Annotated in this window: 18 protein-coding genes; 5 read left to right on the forward strand and 13 right to left on the reverse strand. The window is 68.7% G+C overall.

Annotated features, from left to right (window positions below; translation table 11 throughout):
• Window positions 1-304 precede the first annotated feature (304 nt).
• The 5 genes from J7500_RS14460 to J7500_RS14480 all read right to left on the reverse strand — a co-directional run bounded on the left by J7500_RS14460 (window position 305) and on the right by J7500_RS14480 (window position 2,901).
• Entirely contained in the window at window positions 305-676 is a 372-nt protein-coding gene (locus J7500_RS14460) for a hypothetical protein (RefSeq protein WP_294062533.1), read from the reverse strand.
• A 283-nt stretch (window positions 677-959) separates the two neighbouring features.
• On the reverse strand, window positions 960-1,532 hold the full coding sequence (locus tag J7500_RS14465; protein WP_294062690.1) for a lytic transglycosylase domain-containing protein: 573 nt from the start codon (window positions 1,530-1,532) through the stop codon (window positions 960-962).
• Window positions 1,533-1,636: 104 nt separating this feature from the next.
• Window positions 1,637-2,209: a S26 family signal peptidase gene (locus J7500_RS14470; protein ID WP_294062535.1), complete on the reverse strand. Its 573-nt coding sequence runs from the start codon at window positions 2,207-2,209 to the stop codon at window positions 1,637-1,639.
• Window positions 2,202-2,429 (reverse strand): helix-turn-helix domain-containing protein, encoded by a 228-nt coding sequence (locus J7500_RS14475; RefSeq protein WP_294062537.1) that lies wholly within the window; start codon window positions 2,427-2,429, stop codon window positions 2,202-2,204. The genes J7500_RS14470 and J7500_RS14475 overlap by 8 nt, the downstream gene beginning before the upstream one ends.
• A 232-nt stretch (window positions 2,430-2,661) precedes the next feature.
• Entirely contained in the window at window positions 2,662-2,901 is a 240-nt protein-coding gene (locus J7500_RS14480) for a hypothetical protein (RefSeq protein ID WP_294062538.1), read from the reverse strand.
• A 709-nt stretch (window positions 2,902-3,610) separates the two neighbouring features.
• On the opposite strand from J7500_RS14480, the gene J7500_RS14485 reads away from it, so the two are divergent.
• Window positions 3,611-3,772: an excalibur calcium-binding domain-containing protein gene (locus tag J7500_RS14485; RefSeq protein ID WP_294062539.1), complete on the forward strand. Its 162-nt coding sequence runs from the start codon at window positions 3,611-3,613 to the stop codon at window positions 3,770-3,772.
• 550 nt (window positions 3,773-4,322) lie between these two features.
• Here the strand turns inward: J7500_RS14485 and J7500_RS14490 are convergent.
• The 5 genes from J7500_RS14490 to J7500_RS14510 all read right to left on the reverse strand — a co-directional run bounded on the left by J7500_RS14490 (window position 4,323) and on the right by J7500_RS14510 (window position 9,532).
• The gene (locus J7500_RS14490) at window positions 4,323-4,643 is read right to left on the reverse strand and encodes a DUF736 domain-containing protein (protein ID WP_066491190.1); all 321 of its coding nucleotides are present in this window, start codon (window positions 4,641-4,643) and stop codon (window positions 4,323-4,325) included.
• Window positions 4,644-5,155: 512 nt separating this feature from the next.
• A complete protein-coding gene (locus tag J7500_RS14495; protein ID WP_294062541.1) occupies window positions 5,156-5,878 on the reverse strand; it encodes an RES family NAD+ phosphorylase in 723 nt (240 codons plus the stop codon).
• Window positions 5,875-6,288 carry an MbcA/ParS/Xre antitoxin family protein gene (locus J7500_RS14500; protein ID WP_294062543.1) on the reverse strand — a complete coding sequence of 138 codons (414 nt, stop codon included), beginning with the start codon at window positions 6,286-6,288 and terminating at the stop codon, window positions 5,875-5,877. Before J7500_RS14500 ends, J7500_RS14495 begins: the two co-directional genes overlap by 4 nt.
• Window positions 6,289-6,560: 272 nt before the next feature.
• Window positions 6,561-8,396, reverse strand: coding sequence for a ParB/RepB/Spo0J family partition protein (locus J7500_RS14505; protein WP_294062544.1), 1,836 nt, complete (start codon window positions 8,394-8,396; stop codon window positions 6,561-6,563).
• Window positions 8,397-8,536: 140 nt separating this feature from the next.
• On the reverse strand, window positions 8,537-9,532 hold the full coding sequence (locus tag J7500_RS14510; protein WP_294062545.1) for a zincin-like metallopeptidase domain-containing protein: 996 nt from the start codon (window positions 9,530-9,532) through the stop codon (window positions 8,537-8,539).
• 514 nt (window positions 9,533-10,046) lie between these two features.
• Between J7500_RS14510 and J7500_RS14515 the strand changes: the two genes are divergently transcribed.
• Complete coding sequence (locus J7500_RS14515) at window positions 10,047-10,229, forward strand: hypothetical protein (protein ID WP_294062546.1); 183 nt, start codon at window positions 10,047-10,049, stop codon at window positions 10,227-10,229.
• Window positions 10,230-10,387: 158 nt separating this feature from the next.
• On the opposite strand, the gene J7500_RS14520 is transcribed toward J7500_RS14515, so the two are convergent.
• Window positions 10,388-10,687 carry a hypothetical protein gene (locus J7500_RS14520; protein WP_294062547.1) on the reverse strand — a complete coding sequence of 100 codons (300 nt, stop codon included), beginning with the start codon at window positions 10,685-10,687 and terminating at the stop codon, window positions 10,388-10,390.
• A gap of 143 nt (window positions 10,688-10,830) precedes the next feature.
• Here J7500_RS14520 and J7500_RS14525 point away from each other — a divergent pair, with 143 nt between their 5' ends.
• Window positions 10,831-11,655, forward strand: coding sequence for a phage portal protein (locus J7500_RS14525; protein WP_294062548.1), 825 nt, complete (start codon window positions 10,831-10,833; stop codon window positions 11,653-11,655).
• On the opposite strand, the gene J7500_RS18545 is transcribed toward J7500_RS14525, so the two are convergent.
• Together J7500_RS18545 and J7500_RS18550 are read right to left on the reverse strand one after the other, a co-directional pair.
• Entirely contained in the window at window positions 11,625-12,035 is a 411-nt protein-coding gene (locus J7500_RS18545) for a DUF2285 domain-containing protein (RefSeq protein ID WP_367112983.1), read from the reverse strand. The two genes, J7500_RS14525 and J7500_RS18545, sit on opposite strands and share 31 nt — an antisense overlap.
• On the reverse strand, window positions 12,001-12,534 hold the full coding sequence (locus tag J7500_RS18550; protein WP_367112984.1) for a DUF6499 domain-containing protein: 534 nt from the start codon (window positions 12,532-12,534) through the stop codon (window positions 12,001-12,003). The genes J7500_RS18545 and J7500_RS18550 overlap by 35 nt, the downstream gene beginning before the upstream one ends.
• Window positions 12,535-12,656: 122 nt before the next feature.
• Here J7500_RS18550 and J7500_RS14535 point away from each other — a divergent pair, with 122 nt between their 5' ends.
• Both J7500_RS14535 and J7500_RS14540 read left to right on the forward strand, forming a co-directional pair.
• Window positions 12,657-13,442, forward strand: a complete 786-nt coding sequence (locus J7500_RS14535) for a LuxR family transcriptional regulator (RefSeq protein ID WP_294062550.1) — start codon at window positions 12,657-12,659, stop codon at window positions 13,440-13,442.
• 77 nt (window positions 13,443-13,519) lie between these two features.
• Entirely contained in the window at window positions 13,520-14,137 is a 618-nt protein-coding gene (locus tag J7500_RS14540; protein ID WP_294062551.1) for an acyl-homoserine-lactone synthase, read from the forward strand.
• Window positions 14,138-14,149 lie beyond the last annotated feature (12 nt).

Raw genomic sequence — 14,149 nt, forward strand, 5'->3', positions numbered from 1 at the left:
CTCCCCAAGGCCATGATGGCGCGCGGAGCGCGCGCTGAAAACCGGTGCCGCCCAGAAGCGCGGATTTCCGCCCTTCCTTCGGAAAAACAGCACCGCCGGCGGAGGGGCAGTGCCGTCCGGCGGCCCCAAAAAAGATGTGCAGGCAAAGGGTTGTGCGCCGGGGGGTGCCGGCGCTTTATCTTGCCTTACGCGCCTCCCTGCTCGCTGCCCTCATGGCTCCCCTGCAACGCCCCGCCGCCGAGGCAAAAAAGAGAGCGGAAGCGACGCCGCCTGGCCGCCGCCTCCGCGAGAAAATGTCCGCGCCTCAGATCATGGTCCGGAGCGCCTCCTGCGCTTGGCTTTCACCGTTCACGAGCCTGAGCCCGACCATGTCGTGCACCGCGCCGTCGCCATCGACGATGCACGTGGCGACGAACCAGGCGCCCTTGAGCACCCCCAGGATCGCGACCCTTTCAAGTTCGAAGTCCCCTTCTTCCACGTCGTCGAACGCGCCCTCGTAGCGTCCGAGACGGCGCTCCATCATGCGGCTCTGCCAGTGGAAATCGGCGCACTCCGCATCGAGGAACTGGCAGGCGATCTCGACGCTGCCCTCGCGTCCATATTGCGCTTCGAGCCCGGCCATGAGCGCCGGATAGGCGTCGCGCGATTGCGTCTGCAGGATGGCGATCGTGGTCATGATTGTCTCCGTCGCTTCGCGTCCCCGGGATTGAGGACAGGGCTTGAAGGACGGGCGGCGGAGCGGCTGTCAGGGCCGCTGGAGGCGAAGCCGAAAGCGCCGCGAAGCGGCGGCGGAGGAACCGATTTTGTCGCGCAGGAACCAACAAAGGCGCGCGCGCAGCGCGCTCATCATGCGCGGCAAAATTGGAGGGGCCGCTGGCCTTGCACAGCCGCTCCGGCGTCCGTCAGGCTGGGTCTTGCCGAGACGAGCCCCTCCCCCGCCTGGATGGACCGTCGTGCCTTCAGTCCCGTGCCGCGCTGGCCGCGAGCGGGGTCGAAAGCACGACGAACAGCGAAGACCCGGGCGCGCCGTCGGCGATCATGGCGTGCGGGGAATCGCGGCGGATGGCGAACAGCCGCGGCGGCTCCAATGGCGCCGCCGGCGCCCGTGCCGGGCCCGTCCGGTCATCGGCAGCGCCAACGGCCGCGATATAGGCGAGCGTCTCGTCTGGCAGCGCGCGCCGGCCCGCCAGCCATTCGGCATAGCGCGCGGGACCGGCATTGTAGGCGCCGAACAGGCCGGGATAGCCAAAGCGGTCGTACATGAGCCGCAGGTAGAAGGTGCCCGCGAGGATGTTGTCGCGCGGGTCGTGCGGATCGTTGCCGAGGCCAAGTCGCGGTCGCAGTTCGGCCCACGTGGACGGCATGACCTGCATCAGTCCCATGGCGCCGGCGCGGCTGGTGACCGGGCGCCCGCCGAGGTGGGTTCGGCCGCCGCTTTCGGCGCGCATCACGCGCTCGATCCACGCGAGCGGCACCCCGAACCGCCGCGAGGCCTCGAGCGTGTACGGGCGCCAGCGCGTGACCGCATCCAGCTCCTCCGGCGCGGCCTGAGGGCTTGCCTGCACGGCCGTCACGGCCGCGGTGGCGGGCGCGATCGCGGGCTTCCCGGTGGCCTCAGCGACCAGCAGCAGGAGGCTCAGCGCGCCCAAAGGAGCTCGGCCTTGCCAAGGATGTCGCGGTCCCGACTCGTGCCGAAATAGCGGCCGTCGAACGAGCTTGCGCTCGCTGGGTTGAGTAGTAGCAGCTCGCCTGCGTGGAGGGTGCGGCAGCCGTGCCACCACGGCAGCGTCCGGCCGAGCCGGTCTGCCTTCAGGCGGGTTGCGACCACCTCGCCGTTGATGCGGATCGTCGCGCCGATGGCGCAGACGCGCGCGCCGACGATGGCCGCGATGCGCTTCACGGCGGGCACGTTGGCGGGGAGATAGCGCCGCCGTGCAGCGAGCGCGCGCGCCGGGGCGGGCAGCCAGGCGACGACCATGTCGCCGCTGGCGAGCCTCGCCGGCGGCGTCACCCGGTAGAGGCCGAGCGGCGCGCTCGGGCTGGCGTTCCAAACCAGCCGCGGCGCGGGCGGAAGCGCGATGGTGGCGCCGAGCGCGCCGATCCCGAGCGCGACCAGGGCGGCACGGGCGCCGAGCCGGCGGCGGCGCGCGCGGTCGATGCGGAACGCCTCCGCCCAGGCGAACAGCGGCAGGTCGCGTACCTCAGCCATGGCCGCCTCCGCGCGCGCTTGCGGCCGACCAGGCCTCGATATCGTGGATATGGTAGCGCCAGGTCCGGCCGTGGCGGCGGCAGCGGGGGCCTTTTCCGGCGAGCCGCATCGCCTTCAGCGTCGAACGGGCGATTCCAAGGTGGAAGGCGGTCTGCTTGGCGGTGAGGAAGGGGCAGCATTCGCGCGCGGCCTTGGCGCGCGCGGCGGCATCGTCGTGCATCGATCGGGTCCGTACCTGGGGTCCATGCGGCCTTGCCGCGACGGGCCCAAGCTGGCCCGAGCGCGCCGGGCCCGGCAGGGTCGCAATCGCGTACCTGCAAATTCGCCCCCCATTTCTAGGGACTAGGTCGCGAGCCCATAAAGGACCGCTTTCGGCGCAAGGCTGAACGTCCGAGATCGGGTGGTTAGGCGACCTCCGCTTTATGCGGCGGCTCACCAGGAGCAGGCGCGACTTAAAACGTGCCCGGCTCTCTCGCTGGTCGCGAGCGTCGGAGCAAACCGACGAAGTAGATGATGAAGTATGCGACCGTTGGAAGCGACATAGCCATTTGCAGAACGTCGGATGCCCGCGGCGCGAGCCACCAACTCAGGATCCAGGCGATACCGAGCGACATCACGGCCCAGAAAATGCCGCCGTAAATACGAGCGTTCACGATCAGCCGGTAATCAGCCTTACTCAACTGAATGCTCATCCGTCTGCCCCCGGGTTACGTCCGCTTCGACGATTGATGGCCGGGCTACTGAGCGGCCGCAAGTGGGGCGATAGTTGCCTCAGCAACACCTGCTTGTATTCGCGATCGCCTATCGATTGGCCGCCGAACCTACCGCACCCCATAGACAGAGGCGAACGAGCAGGACGTTCCAAATCGCGGCCGTCCAAAACCACACCGGTTGAGCCTTGCGCTCAGCCGAGAGGTTGAGCCCCTTGGTAATCGGCTCCATGGCGCCGCTGCGGAACCCGTTGATCGTGACCCAGGCCACGTAGGCTGCCATAGCTGTGAAGAGCACTGGGAGCATCATGCTCGGAACATGCCATCGCTTACCCATATCCGCAATCTGGGGGCAGCAAGGGCGCCCCGCTATGGTCGCTATTGGGGCGTGAGCTGACGTTGGCCCCTCAGGTCGCCGGTCCGGCGGCAATGCGCGCTAGAGTCGGACGTCTGACGTCGCGGCGACGCTGCTCGAAAGCGAACGCAGGTTGCGTAGCATCTCAACGATCGTGAAACTATGAGCGCCTAAGCTTAGCACGTGTCGAGCAGATATCCCTATCGGTCTCACAGGCGGCGTCGGCGGCGGGATGAACCGCCTTTCGCATATACCATCGCATCCGCAGCAATCATCTTCGGCCTGATTGTCTTCTTTGGTGCACCGGAGGCTCAACGCAGGTGGGCAGTCGCGCAGATGACGCCAGAGCAACGCGAGGTCGTGGAGCGGTCCGTGTACTATCGAAACTGTGACGCCGCCCGCGCGGCGGGTGCCGCTCCTATTGAGCGAGGCGAACCAGGTTACCGCGAGGAGATGGACGGCGACAGCGACGGAACGGCTTGCGAGCCATACTACTGAGTACCCTGCAGCAGTCCGCGATTCCGCCCCCGTTTTCCCTCGCAACAACCGGAGGATGAAGGCGAACGGGTATCAGCCTTGTGCCGGGCGGTGGCGCGCTAGGGGCTTCGATGTCCCGCACCGGGTGGTTAGCGGACGTTCCCTCGCGCGGCCCTTGCTCGCTTAATCCGCTTCATATTTCGTCGAAGATCGAGAGCCATGATCCACCGGGAAACGGCTCCGGCGCCCAAGAGAAAGCCAGCAAGCAAGGCGACGCGATCCCAGGGCGAAATGCGGTCTTTCAGCAACTCATTCGCGTAACCGACATAGAGGCACGCCGCTATGAATACCGCGCCCGCAAGGGCCAACGTGAGTTGAGTTCGCGAGATCATCAATCGCACAATGCCGGACCACACCCAATGTCCGCAAGCGGGGCGTTAGCCGACAGGCTGCTTTTCGGAATCTACTTCCGGCGCTGGAACGACCCACTTCGGGGCGCTTGCCGAAGGGCTGCTTCGTGAGTGTACGACCTAGCGCTCCCGCGCTTTGGGGCGCGGGAGCGCCTGGCCGTCTAGTCGGCCGGGTTCCAGATGATCGCGAAGGCGTCGTCGTCGTCCTGGCCGGCGGCGCGGCCGAGGTTGGCGTAGAGCCGGCGCGGGCCGAACTCGGGCGCGGCGAGGCTCAGCGACACATAATCCTTGCCGGACATCTCGCCGCGCCGGACCCAGCCGGCACCGACCTCGACGCCGCCGGCCGAGACCCGATAGTCGGGCTGGGTGTCCGAGCTCTTCGAGCGGTTGGGCAGGATTTCGATCTCGGTGCGGATCGAGAGCGTCTTGAGCTGGCCCTTGAAGCCTTCTCCGTCGCGGGTGACATAGCCAATAGCGGGCATCGTTCGTCTCCTTGGTTGCTCGCCCAGGCCGTTCCCGGGCGATGGGCGGACCGAAGGAACGGCACGAGCCGGGACGCGAACCCGACAGGGCCGGAGCGAAGCGGAGGACCGGAGCGGACGCGCTTATTTGCAGCGAAGCGGCCGCGAGGAGCCGGCAAGCTCGAAGAGCGCCGGCGGGGAAATAAGCGCAGGCGCGATGGTTTGGCGGGCCGGCGGCCGTTCCAGGTCATGCGCCCAGGGAGCCGGAAACGGGTGCGTGCGCCACCTTTGGAGCAAGGGAGATGCCCGCTCGGCAAGCCGGATACCCGACGGCAGGCGTCCAGCACGGGCGGCCCGGGCTGCTGCGATCCGTTTCCGCGGATCGGGCGACAAGCCGCGCAAGGCTCGAGGCCGTGACCGCTGGCCCGGATGCGGCGGCATCGAAGGACGGGCCGCGGCACGGCGCTCGACGGGCGTGCGGCAAAAGGGGGCTGCAGCTGCGCGCGCGGGACATTCGGGCCCGCCGGCGCGCCTCAATCGGTCTCGACGATGCGGAACACCTCGCCCGACGCCGCGTCGCGGTAGAGGTCCACGCGCTTGCCGTCCCAGTGATAGTCGAGATGACGGCCCTGACGTGGGTTGCGCGCCAGGTCGGGATGGAAAAGGCCGACGCATTCGCCGCCGGCGTCGCGCAGGCTCGGATAGACCACCCCTTCGGCGCCCGCGCCGCGCAAGGCGGCGCCGAGCGCTCGGGCGGCGGCATGGTCGTCCGGATCGAGCACCGCGGCAAGGGCAGGCGCGCGCCCACGCAGGTCGTGCAGCTCGGCCCTCACATCGAGCAGGATCTCGCGGAACTGCGAGGTCCAGCCGGCCGGCTCGCGGGTGCGCGCCATGAAGCGCGCATGGTGGTGGATCGTCTCGAACAGCGCAGTCTGGAAGCGATTGGCGGCATAGAGCACCCCGTAGCTGCCGTCGGTGAAGCGGCTCGGCCGGTCGGTGCTCACATGCGTGAACGGTGCCATCAGGTAGCTGGCGCCTGGGCCCGCGACGCGGCGCGCGGGCGGCACAAGGTCGAGCGCGCCGATGGTCTCCATCAGCCGCGGATTGGTCTTCTGCTCGGCGGCGATGAGCAGCGGCCAGTCGGCGGGGTCGGCGATGTCCTCGAACAGGTCGATCGGCGGATAGAGGCTGCGGATGATCCGCACCGCGCCGTTCCATTCGACCCGCGCGCGCGCGATGCGCTCGGGCGCGATCACCAGCCGCCGCGCTCCGCGTCGAGGTAGCGGCGCAGCCGCATGAGGTCGGTGAGTTCGCCGCCGAGCATGACGTCGAGCGCCGCGCGGCCGCCGAACGCCTCGTTCGCGGCCTTGATCCAGGCATAGCCCCGCTGCGGCTCGCGAAAGATAAGCCGGAGCGCCTTGTGGATGCCCATGAGGTTGGAGAGGCGCGCCTTCTTGTCGCGGTCGAGCCGGCCCTGGTCGCCTGCCTTCCAGCGGCGATAGGTGCGCACCGGCATGTCGAGCAGGAGCGCCGCCTGTTCGTCGGTCAGGTCCCAGAGGCGGAAGAGGTTGACCACGGCGCGGAACATGGCGGCGCCTTCCGCGTCGGTGATCGGCTCGGGAACGAAAGGCGGGGGCGTCGTATCGACACGGTGCAGGGCGGTCATGCGCGATCTCCTTATGGCATCAAATAGGAGAAGTGCTGCCATTTGGCAATATATGCGGTGCCGTCAGGACCGCCGGCACCCTTGCCGCTTGGCGACCTCCGGATTGGGCGACGGCAAATTCCGCGCGCCGCGGCGCATCGGGTCGGCCAGGCAGCGAGCCTGGCCCAAACGGCGCGGAGTGCTGTCCGCCCGATGCCCGCCGAGGCGCGCGGCCGGATTCTGGGGCCATGCACCAAGAAGGCGGGGCGGCAAGCCGCCCCGCCTCCAAAGGTTCAGGCCGCGAGCGCGAGCGGTTCGACCGGCTCGGTTTCGGGCGGCGAGGCGATGGCATCCGCGCCTGCCGCGGCGGGCGGCACCGGCGGCTCGGGCGGATCGGCGGGACGCCGTGCGGCCTCGGCGAGGCCGTGCGCGCGGACCGTGCCGACGCCGCCGCGCGGCGTGTAGGCGGCGGGCGGGAAAGCCATCCAGCGCGGCACCCAGCGTTCGCGTTGTTCGCGGCCGTTGGCGCCGGCGAGCGTGTCGGCGATGACGCGCTTCAAGGTCTTGCCCTTCTCGCCGGCATTGGCGGCAGCGACCTGGCTGTCCGCCACATCGGCAAGGATGGCGGCCAGCACTTCGCGGTCGCGGATCAGCTCGAAGAAGGCGGGATCGGCTTGCCACCAGTCAGCCATGTCGAGGCCGAGATGGCACCCCAGTGCCTCGACCGCCGGGCTGCCGGCGGCAAGGCTTTCGCCCATGACCACGGCGACCACGTCCATGACGGCGGCCTCGGGCAGATCGAGCAGCCGCCAGAAGATCGCGGCGAGCGGGTCGCCGTCGATGTCCTCGGGCCTGCCCTCGACCACCGCCGGCTCGTCGGGCGAGAAGCCGAGCAGGGCGAGCACCGCGCGGCGGCGCTCGGCGAACAGCGTCTCGCCGCGCGAGGTCTCGACGCTTTGGCGGGTGTCGTCGCCGCGCGCCGTCTGTGCCTCGGCCTGCACGCGCCACAGGGGCGAGCCCGCAATGGCATGCGCGACCATCAGCCGGACCGCGACCTGCGGATGGCCGAGCAGCACCGCGCGCACGGCGGCATGGCGATGGAGGTCGAGATAGACCTGCAGCGGGCCACTGACCTCGGGCCGCGGCGGCTTCGGCGCGGTGCCCGCCGGATCGCCCTTCCCGCCCGCGGCCAAGCGACGAGCTTCCTTGCGCGAAAGATAGCCTTCGTCGATGACGACCTCGCCGTTCGCGCGCACGTCGATATAGACGCGCCCGCCCTTGCGCTTGGGTGCCTTCTCATATTCCCAGCTGTGGAAATGCTCGGCGGGCGGAACGATCACGGCATCGCTCCAGCCGGCGTCGAGAAGGGCCTGGCGCCGCGCCGCGACGGCCTCGTTCTGCGCGCGCCAGAAGGCGTCGGCATCGGCGAAATAGCTATCGTCGCCGAACAGGTCGGAGACGGTCGCGAGCCCGCTTGCCGCCACGTCGAACAGCGCATGGGTGGTGCTGATCGACTGTCCGCCGAACAGCCATGCCTTCAACTGGTAGCCGGTCGGGGCATAGGCGTCGGGGTCCTCGGCGAGCGCCAGCCATGCGCGCTGCTGGCTCTTGCTGGCGAGCGTCAGGTGGCGGACGGTGGCGCGGTCGATTTCCTCGCGGGCGTACATCGCGCGGATGCGCGGCAGGAGGTTGCCGAGCGCGAGCACGCGGCGCACGGCAAGCTCGGGGAGGCCGAAGGTCGCGGCAATCTCGTCCACGGTACGGCCCGCCTTGACCAGCCGCGTGAAGGTCTCCCACCGAGTGACCTCGTCGGGGTCGAGCCGGGCGAGGTTCTCGATCAGAGAGGCCTCGATGGCGTCGGCGTCGTCACCCGCATCGAGAATCGCGCAAGGCACCGGCTCGGCCTGCCCCGCTTCCTCGGCGACGAGGCGCGCGGCGTGGAAGCGGCGGCTTCCGGCGAGGATTTCGAACGCGTCGCGTGCACCGTTCGGCCGCACGATCAGCGGCACGAGAATGCCGCGCGCGCGGATGGTCGGCAGGATGTCCGACACATCGGGCGGGCGGGTGGCGTGGCGCATATTGGCCTTGCTCACCGCCAGCTTGTCGAGGGGGACAAAATCGAGTTTCATCGGTCTCACTCCGTTTGCGAGTGCCGGTCCGTCCGTGGGTGGCAAGCCGGGACGGACCGGCTTTGGTCTGGCGGCGAAGCGCGCCGCCCGCGCCTGCCGCCGCCCGCGTATGGGCGGCGGAAGCTTGGCATGGGTTGGGGTCACGTCGCGCCGGCGCGCGTCGCGGGCTCGCGCGCGGCGCGCCATTCGCGGTGGCGGGAAAGCAGCCAGTCGGCGGCCTTGCTGGCGTGGGCGGCCGCGCGGAAGATCGCGCGATTGTCCTCGCGCAGCACGTCGAGCCAGCAGCCGAGATAGTCGGCATGGCGGACGGTCGGCACGATGCCGAGCGCGGCGCACAAGAAGGCCGAACCCATTTCGGCGACCAGTTCCTCGCGCGCATAGTCGCGGCTGCCGAAGGCGCCCGACAGGTTGCGCGCGAGGCGCGAGGGGTGGCCGGTCGCATGGGTCAGTTCGTGCAGGCAGGTGCGGTGATAGTTGACCTGCTCGAAGAAGGCGGGTTGCGGCGGAACCTGCACATAGTCCGCGGACGGGACATAGAAGGCCTTTGCGCCGCCGATGCGGAAGCCAACGCCGCTCGCTGCGATCACTTCCTCGGCGACGGGCACGATCTCGCGTTCGGGAAGCGGCACGGGTTCGGGCGCGAGGCCGGGGCGCAAGCCCTCGCACTGCGCGAGGTTGAACACGGTGAAGCGCTTGAGGAACGGAATGGCGCGGGCTTCCTCGCCGGCCTCGCGGGCGCGGGCCTTCTCCGCTTCGGGCGTGAACCGGTCGGCATAGACGACGGTGGTCCCGCGTTCGCCCTTGCGGACGTTGCCGCCGGCCTCGAGTGCCTGTTTGAAGGTCAGCCAGCCTTGGCTCGGGAAGCCCCGCTCGATGACCGCGCCCCAGAGAATGAGTATGTTGATGCCGGAGTAGGTGCGGCCGGTGAGCGCGTTGCGCGGCAGGCCGGGCACGGGGGTCCCGCCTTCGACGCGGCCCCACGGCTGGACCCAAGGGAAGCGCCCGGCCTCAAGCTCGGCGACGATCCGGCGCGTGACCTCTTCATAGAGATTGGCGCGTGCCTCGGGGCGAGCCTGCGGCTGGGCGGCCCCGGGCTTCGGCTTCCGCGCGGCACGACGGTTGGGGGTTGCACGCATTGCCTCGCCTCCTTCCCCGCCCACCCACAGGGCCTCCCCGGAAAGCGGGGGTGGGCGGCGAGGCGACCGGGAAGGCGCGGGCACCGAGCGGTGGCGGCACCCGCCAGGGCCGCAACGCAAGTGAAGGAGCCGGCCGCAGGCCGGCTTGCCGCCGCCGCGTCCGCGCCTAGGAGGGAGCGCCGCCCACTCCCGCGCATCCGGGAGAGGCCACAAGCAGCGCCGCCGCGCGCGAGCGCGGCGACCGCTTCACGCGCCAGTCGATCGTTACCGAGGCAGAGATTCGCCTCGGCGGGGCTCGTAAGTGATCACACCCGCGCGTCATACGCCAATCCTCGGCTGACGCAGGGGCGGGTTCGAATCCCGCCCCTGCAACAGCAGCAGAGGAGATCAGCATGCTTCGACGACACCTCATCGCCTTCGCGGCGCTCGCCTGTTCGGCGATGCTCGCAGTACCGCGTTTGCCGCACCGCCGCCCTCACCGGAAATCGTTCATGCCCTATTGCATGCCGACGATGTGATCGCGCCGACGAATGCCGGCATCACCGTCGCGCCGGCAGCGATCGACGAGCCCGACGCGCCGGCCATTGGAAGTAGCGGGGGCTTCACTGCGCCGCAGCTCGCATCGATCGCTTCGCTCGCTACCGCCGAGCATCGCCAGCATGTCGACCCGGGGCGCGCCACCGATCGCAACATTTAATCGGGCACCGAGCCCAGCAAGTTGAGGGCCGGGGAGCGATCCTCGGCCTTTTTTGCTGACGGTGGTCACCCGCCCCCGGCTCACCACCGACAGGACAAATGAGAATTCCCCGTCCGAATCAAGGAAGACGGGGAACCTGAAAACTCACAAGATAGGGCTCAGTCGATCGGCTGCGGATAGCAGCGGCCGTAGCAGAGCACGATGGGGCCTTCGTAGTACATCCACACCCGATCGTCCTGGCCGCTATCCGGCGGCGTCGGACAATAGATTTGTGCGATTTCCGCATCAAAGCAGGACACCGCACTGCTGTACCCTAGGCTCGCATAATAGTTGACGCAGCGAATCGCCACGTCGTGACAAAGCGGAGATGGCTGTGGCACTTCTTGTGCTTGCGCCACACCATTGAGCGCGAATAGGGCTGAGCACAGCAAAGCTATCTTACTTCCTGTCTTGGTCATCAGTCCGACTCCCCTTGTTATCCAGTCGATAGACTTCGCTCATCGATCGACCGAGTCAACAATGAAACAGTCTCAGCGGTTGTTAACCAGGCGAAGCGCTGACGGCGGTAACGAGCACCCCCGCTACCGACCACAACCACCCAATGGCGTGGATCACCGACAGCCTTCGTCGTGCCATCGAGCGGATGAACCCTTTCACGCGCGGAGCCGACGCCTGCACCGCGCTCCCCGGCATCTTCACGCACCAGCTCGCGATCGCCGCCGACATGTCATCCGGCATGCTGCGGAAGGTCATCGCGATGCCCACGGAGGACCGGGTCCGTGAATGGCGCGATTGGCAGGCCGACGAGGCCGCCATTGCGCTGATCGAAGCCGAGGAGCGGCGCCTCGGGCTCCACGGCCGAGTCCCTGCGCGGCAGCGGGGCGGCGCGCTGGTCCTGATCACCGCGCGCGAGCACGATGAGCCTCTCGACCCACGCACGTTCGGCAAGGGCGGCCTGTTCGCGGTCAATGTCCTGTCCCGCCGGCAGTTGCGCGCCGTCGATTGGGTCCGCGACTTGTCCAGCCCGGAATATGGCCAGCCCGCCATGTTCCAGGTGCAGGGTGACTGGCAGCAACAGCGCATCCACCCGAGCCGCGTCATCTGCTTCCGCGGCGCCGCGCTGCCCGCTGGATCGGCCGTCTCGGATGAAGAGGCATCATGGGGCGACAGCCGGCTTCTCCGCGTCTTCCGAGGTCCAGCGAAGCGACAACGCGCAGGACTGGTTCGCGGCACTGGTCAGGAAGGCCAAGCTGCTCCGCGTCGGCTTTCCCAACGTCACCGACTAGTCACGACCGACGAGGGGAAGGCCAAGCTAAAGGCCCGAGTCCAGACCATCGCCGAGGGCGAGAGCGTGCTGAACGCCACCGTGTTTGATGCCGGCGACGGCCATGGACTTCATGATCGCCGGCGCATGAGATGGCGATAGCCGCCCGTTGCCATTCTCCGCGCCTCGCCGACGAGACGGCGCACGCGGGAGCGCAGCGAGTCCGAACGGCCGCTCCAGTCGAGCAGGATGCGTTCCTCGCCGAACAGCGCGGCGCCGACCTCCCGGTGGCTGGCCCCCGCCGCTAGGGCGTCGTGGACGCGCAGCACCGCCAACCAGCGATCGATGCGGGGATCGGCGGGGAACAGCGACTTGGCAAAGCGGCCGTGTCGGCAGAGCTCGAGGAAGCGCCGGAGCGGCAGGATCCTGGTCTCGGCCGACTCGACGCCGAGCAGGCGATAATGAAGCAGCACCGCTTCCCCCCTCGCAATGCTGCCATCCTCGACGTCAATGCGGATGCGGTGCCACCCATCCGAGAGCACGGCGTGCTCGCGCCCGTCGGCGTCGGTTGCGATCGCCAACCAGGGAGCGAGGCGCTGCGTCCTGATGCTGTCGGGGTCGGACGGGTCCGAGGGCACGGCGATGACGCGCAGCGTCCCCGGGTCGAGGTCGGCGTGCCAGATGATCCTGGCTTCGGGTGCGGCGCGTCCCGGGTCCTCGGCGAAAGTGGAGCCCCCATTGGACCGGGTCGGCGGCAGGCCCCGCCGGGGCAGCCCCGCGCGTTGCGTCGCTCGCGCGAGCATACCAGGCGATGTAGCCGGGATCGCGGCGCAGCCACTCCCACATGAGACCGGCACGGTCAATGCCCCGCAGGCGAGTATACTGTCCTCCGTCGCGCCACTGCGGATCCAGTCTTTCTTGCCTATCCGCAGTCATGCCGGTGCGGACAACTCGAATGCGACGTGCCAGGTTCTTCCGAGCACCGGCATATTGCCCCGGAGTGCTTGCGCCGTCTCCCGGTCGGCTTCGCGTACGTAACATCTTCTTTGCGTGAATTCAGCATGATACAGTGAAGCTTTCGCAGGAGTCGCCGGGAGACGGCCTGAGAACCCGTCCCCCAGCCCGCAGGTTTGGGAAAGGGCGGCCTCGGGGGATGCGGTGGCTTGAGACGCCGCCCGGGGCTGTGTTGCTGCCCGATGGGCATGCACGACATGGCGATGCAGTTCATCCGCATCGTCGAGGAAGTGAGGAATGTCGACGACCTCGGCGCCGCGATGCAGGAGGTAACGACTGACCTCGGCTTCCAGTATTTCGCCCTGACGCACCATGTCGACGTGCGCGCCGCCGAGGGGGCGGCGATCCGGCTGCACAACTATCCCGCGAAATGGGCAGACTATTACGACCGCAACGCGCTCGGCGTATCCGACCCGGTGCACCGCGCGAGCCACGTGACCAGCGTCGGCTTCTGCTGGTCGCAAATACCCGAGATGATCCCGCTCACTGCCGAGGACCGGCGCGTGCTTGCCATGGGCCGCGAGGAAGGCATCGGCGAGGGCTTCACCGTCCCCGCCCATGTTCCGGGCGAAGCGCGCGGATCGTGCTCGTTCGCCAGCGAGGCGGGGCAGCCGATGCTTCGCGACTTGCTGCCGATGGCGCAGCTTGCCGGCGCCTTCGCCTTCGAGGGTGCGCGACGCCTGTGGTCCGCTCGGGGGCACCTGCCGAAGCCGCCGCCGCCCGCGCTCACCGACCGCCAGCGCGACTGCCTGCTGTGGGCGGCACGCGGCAAGACCGACTGGGAGATCGGCCGCATCCTCGACGTCACGGAAGAGACAGTCGCCCGCCATATCAAGCTGGCCTGCGCGCGATACGGGGTGAGCAAGCGGACATTGCTGGCGATCCGGGCGCTGTTCGACGGAACGCTCACCTTCACCGATATCTTTCGCCGCTGATATTACCCTTTCCGGGAATAGCGCGCGGCGGCGGCTGCGCAGAGCCTTGGCCGATTGACAGCCAAGGGAGCCCAGCAATGCTTCATGTACTGCAATCCGGTGGGCGGGCGACATCGGACGGCGTGCTTCGCGGGATGTTCGCGGCGCGCAAGTCCGTCTTCGTCGACCTGCTCAAGTGGGACGTGCCGGTGATCGACGGCACCTTCGAGGTCGACCAGTTCGACGACGGCCACGCGACCTACCTCGTCCTTGCCGACGCGGAGGGCGGCCACCTCGCCTCGACGCGGCTCCTGCCCACGACGCGCCCGCACATCCTCGACAGCTTTTATGCGCGGCTTTGCGAGGAGGGACCGCCGCGCGGACCCGGCATCCAGGAAATCACGCGCTTCTGCCTCGACCGCGGCCTGAGCGCGCGCGAACGCAGAGGCGTGCGTAACACGCTGGTCGCCGCGCTGGTCGAGCATGCGCTGCGATCGGGCATTACCGCCTACACCGCGATCGCCGGCATGCCGTGGTTCCAGCAGATCCTCGCCTTCGGCTGGCGGTGCCGGCCGCTCGGCATGCCGCAGGCGCTCGATGGCACGATGCTCGTCGCGCTGCGCATCGAGATCGACGAGGACACGCCCGCGCGCCTCGCTGAGGCCGGCATCGTCCCGTCGATCGACCTCGGCGCCGGCGCGCGCGTGGCAGCTTGAGGCAGGAGGACA

Origin of the sequence: Sphingomonas sp. (assembly GCF_017744835.1) — a bacterium.
Classification (GTDB): Bacteria; Pseudomonadota; Alphaproteobacteria; order Sphingomonadales; family Sphingomonadaceae; genus Sphingomonas.

Coding starts and splice junctions, on each gene's coding strand:
- J7500_RS14460 (WP_294062533.1), bottom strand. CDS start 676: ATGACCACGATCGCCATCCTGCAGACGCAATCGCGCGACGCCTATCCG.
- J7500_RS14475 (WP_294062537.1), bottom strand. CDS start 2,429: ATGCACGACGATGCCGCCGCGCGCGCCAAGGCCGCGCGCGAATGCTGC.
- J7500_RS14520 (WP_294062547.1), bottom strand. CDS start 10,687: ATGACCAAGACAGGAAGTAAGATAGCTTTGCTGTGCTCAGCCCTATTC.
- J7500_RS14485 (WP_294062539.1), top strand. CDS start 3,611: ATGACGCCAGAGCAACGCGAGGTCGTGGAGCGGTCCGTGTACTATCGA.
- J7500_RS14500 (WP_294062543.1), bottom strand. CDS start 6,288: ATGACCGCCCTGCACCGTGTCGATACGACGCCCCCGCCTTTCGTTCCC.
- J7500_RS18550 (WP_367112984.1), bottom strand. CDS start 12,534: ATGTTACGTACGCGAAGCCGACCGGGAGACGGCGCAAGCACTCCGGGG.
- J7500_RS14505 (WP_294062544.1), bottom strand. CDS start 8,396: ATGAAACTCGATTTTGTCCCCCTCGACAAGCTGGCGGTGAGCAAGGCC.
- J7500_RS14510 (WP_294062545.1), bottom strand. CDS start 9,532: ATGCGTGCAACCCCCAACCGTCGTGCCGCGCGGAAGCCGAAGCCCGGG.
- J7500_RS14480 (WP_294062538.1), bottom strand. CDS start 2,901: ATGAGCATTCAGTTGAGTAAGGCTGATTACCGGCTGATCGTGAACGCT.
- J7500_RS14540 (WP_294062551.1), top strand. CDS start 13,520: ATGCTTCATGTACTGCAATCCGGTGGGCGGGCGACATCGGACGGCGTG.
- J7500_RS14470 (WP_294062535.1), bottom strand. CDS start 2,209: ATGGCTGAGGTACGCGACCTGCCGCTGTTCGCCTGGGCGGAGGCGTTC.
- J7500_RS14525 (WP_294062548.1), top strand. CDS start 10,831: ATGGCGTGGATCACCGACAGCCTTCGTCGTGCCATCGAGCGGATGAAC.
- J7500_RS14490 (WP_066491190.1), bottom strand. CDS start 4,643: ATGCCCGCTATTGGCTATGTCACCCGCGACGGAGAAGGCTTCAAGGGC.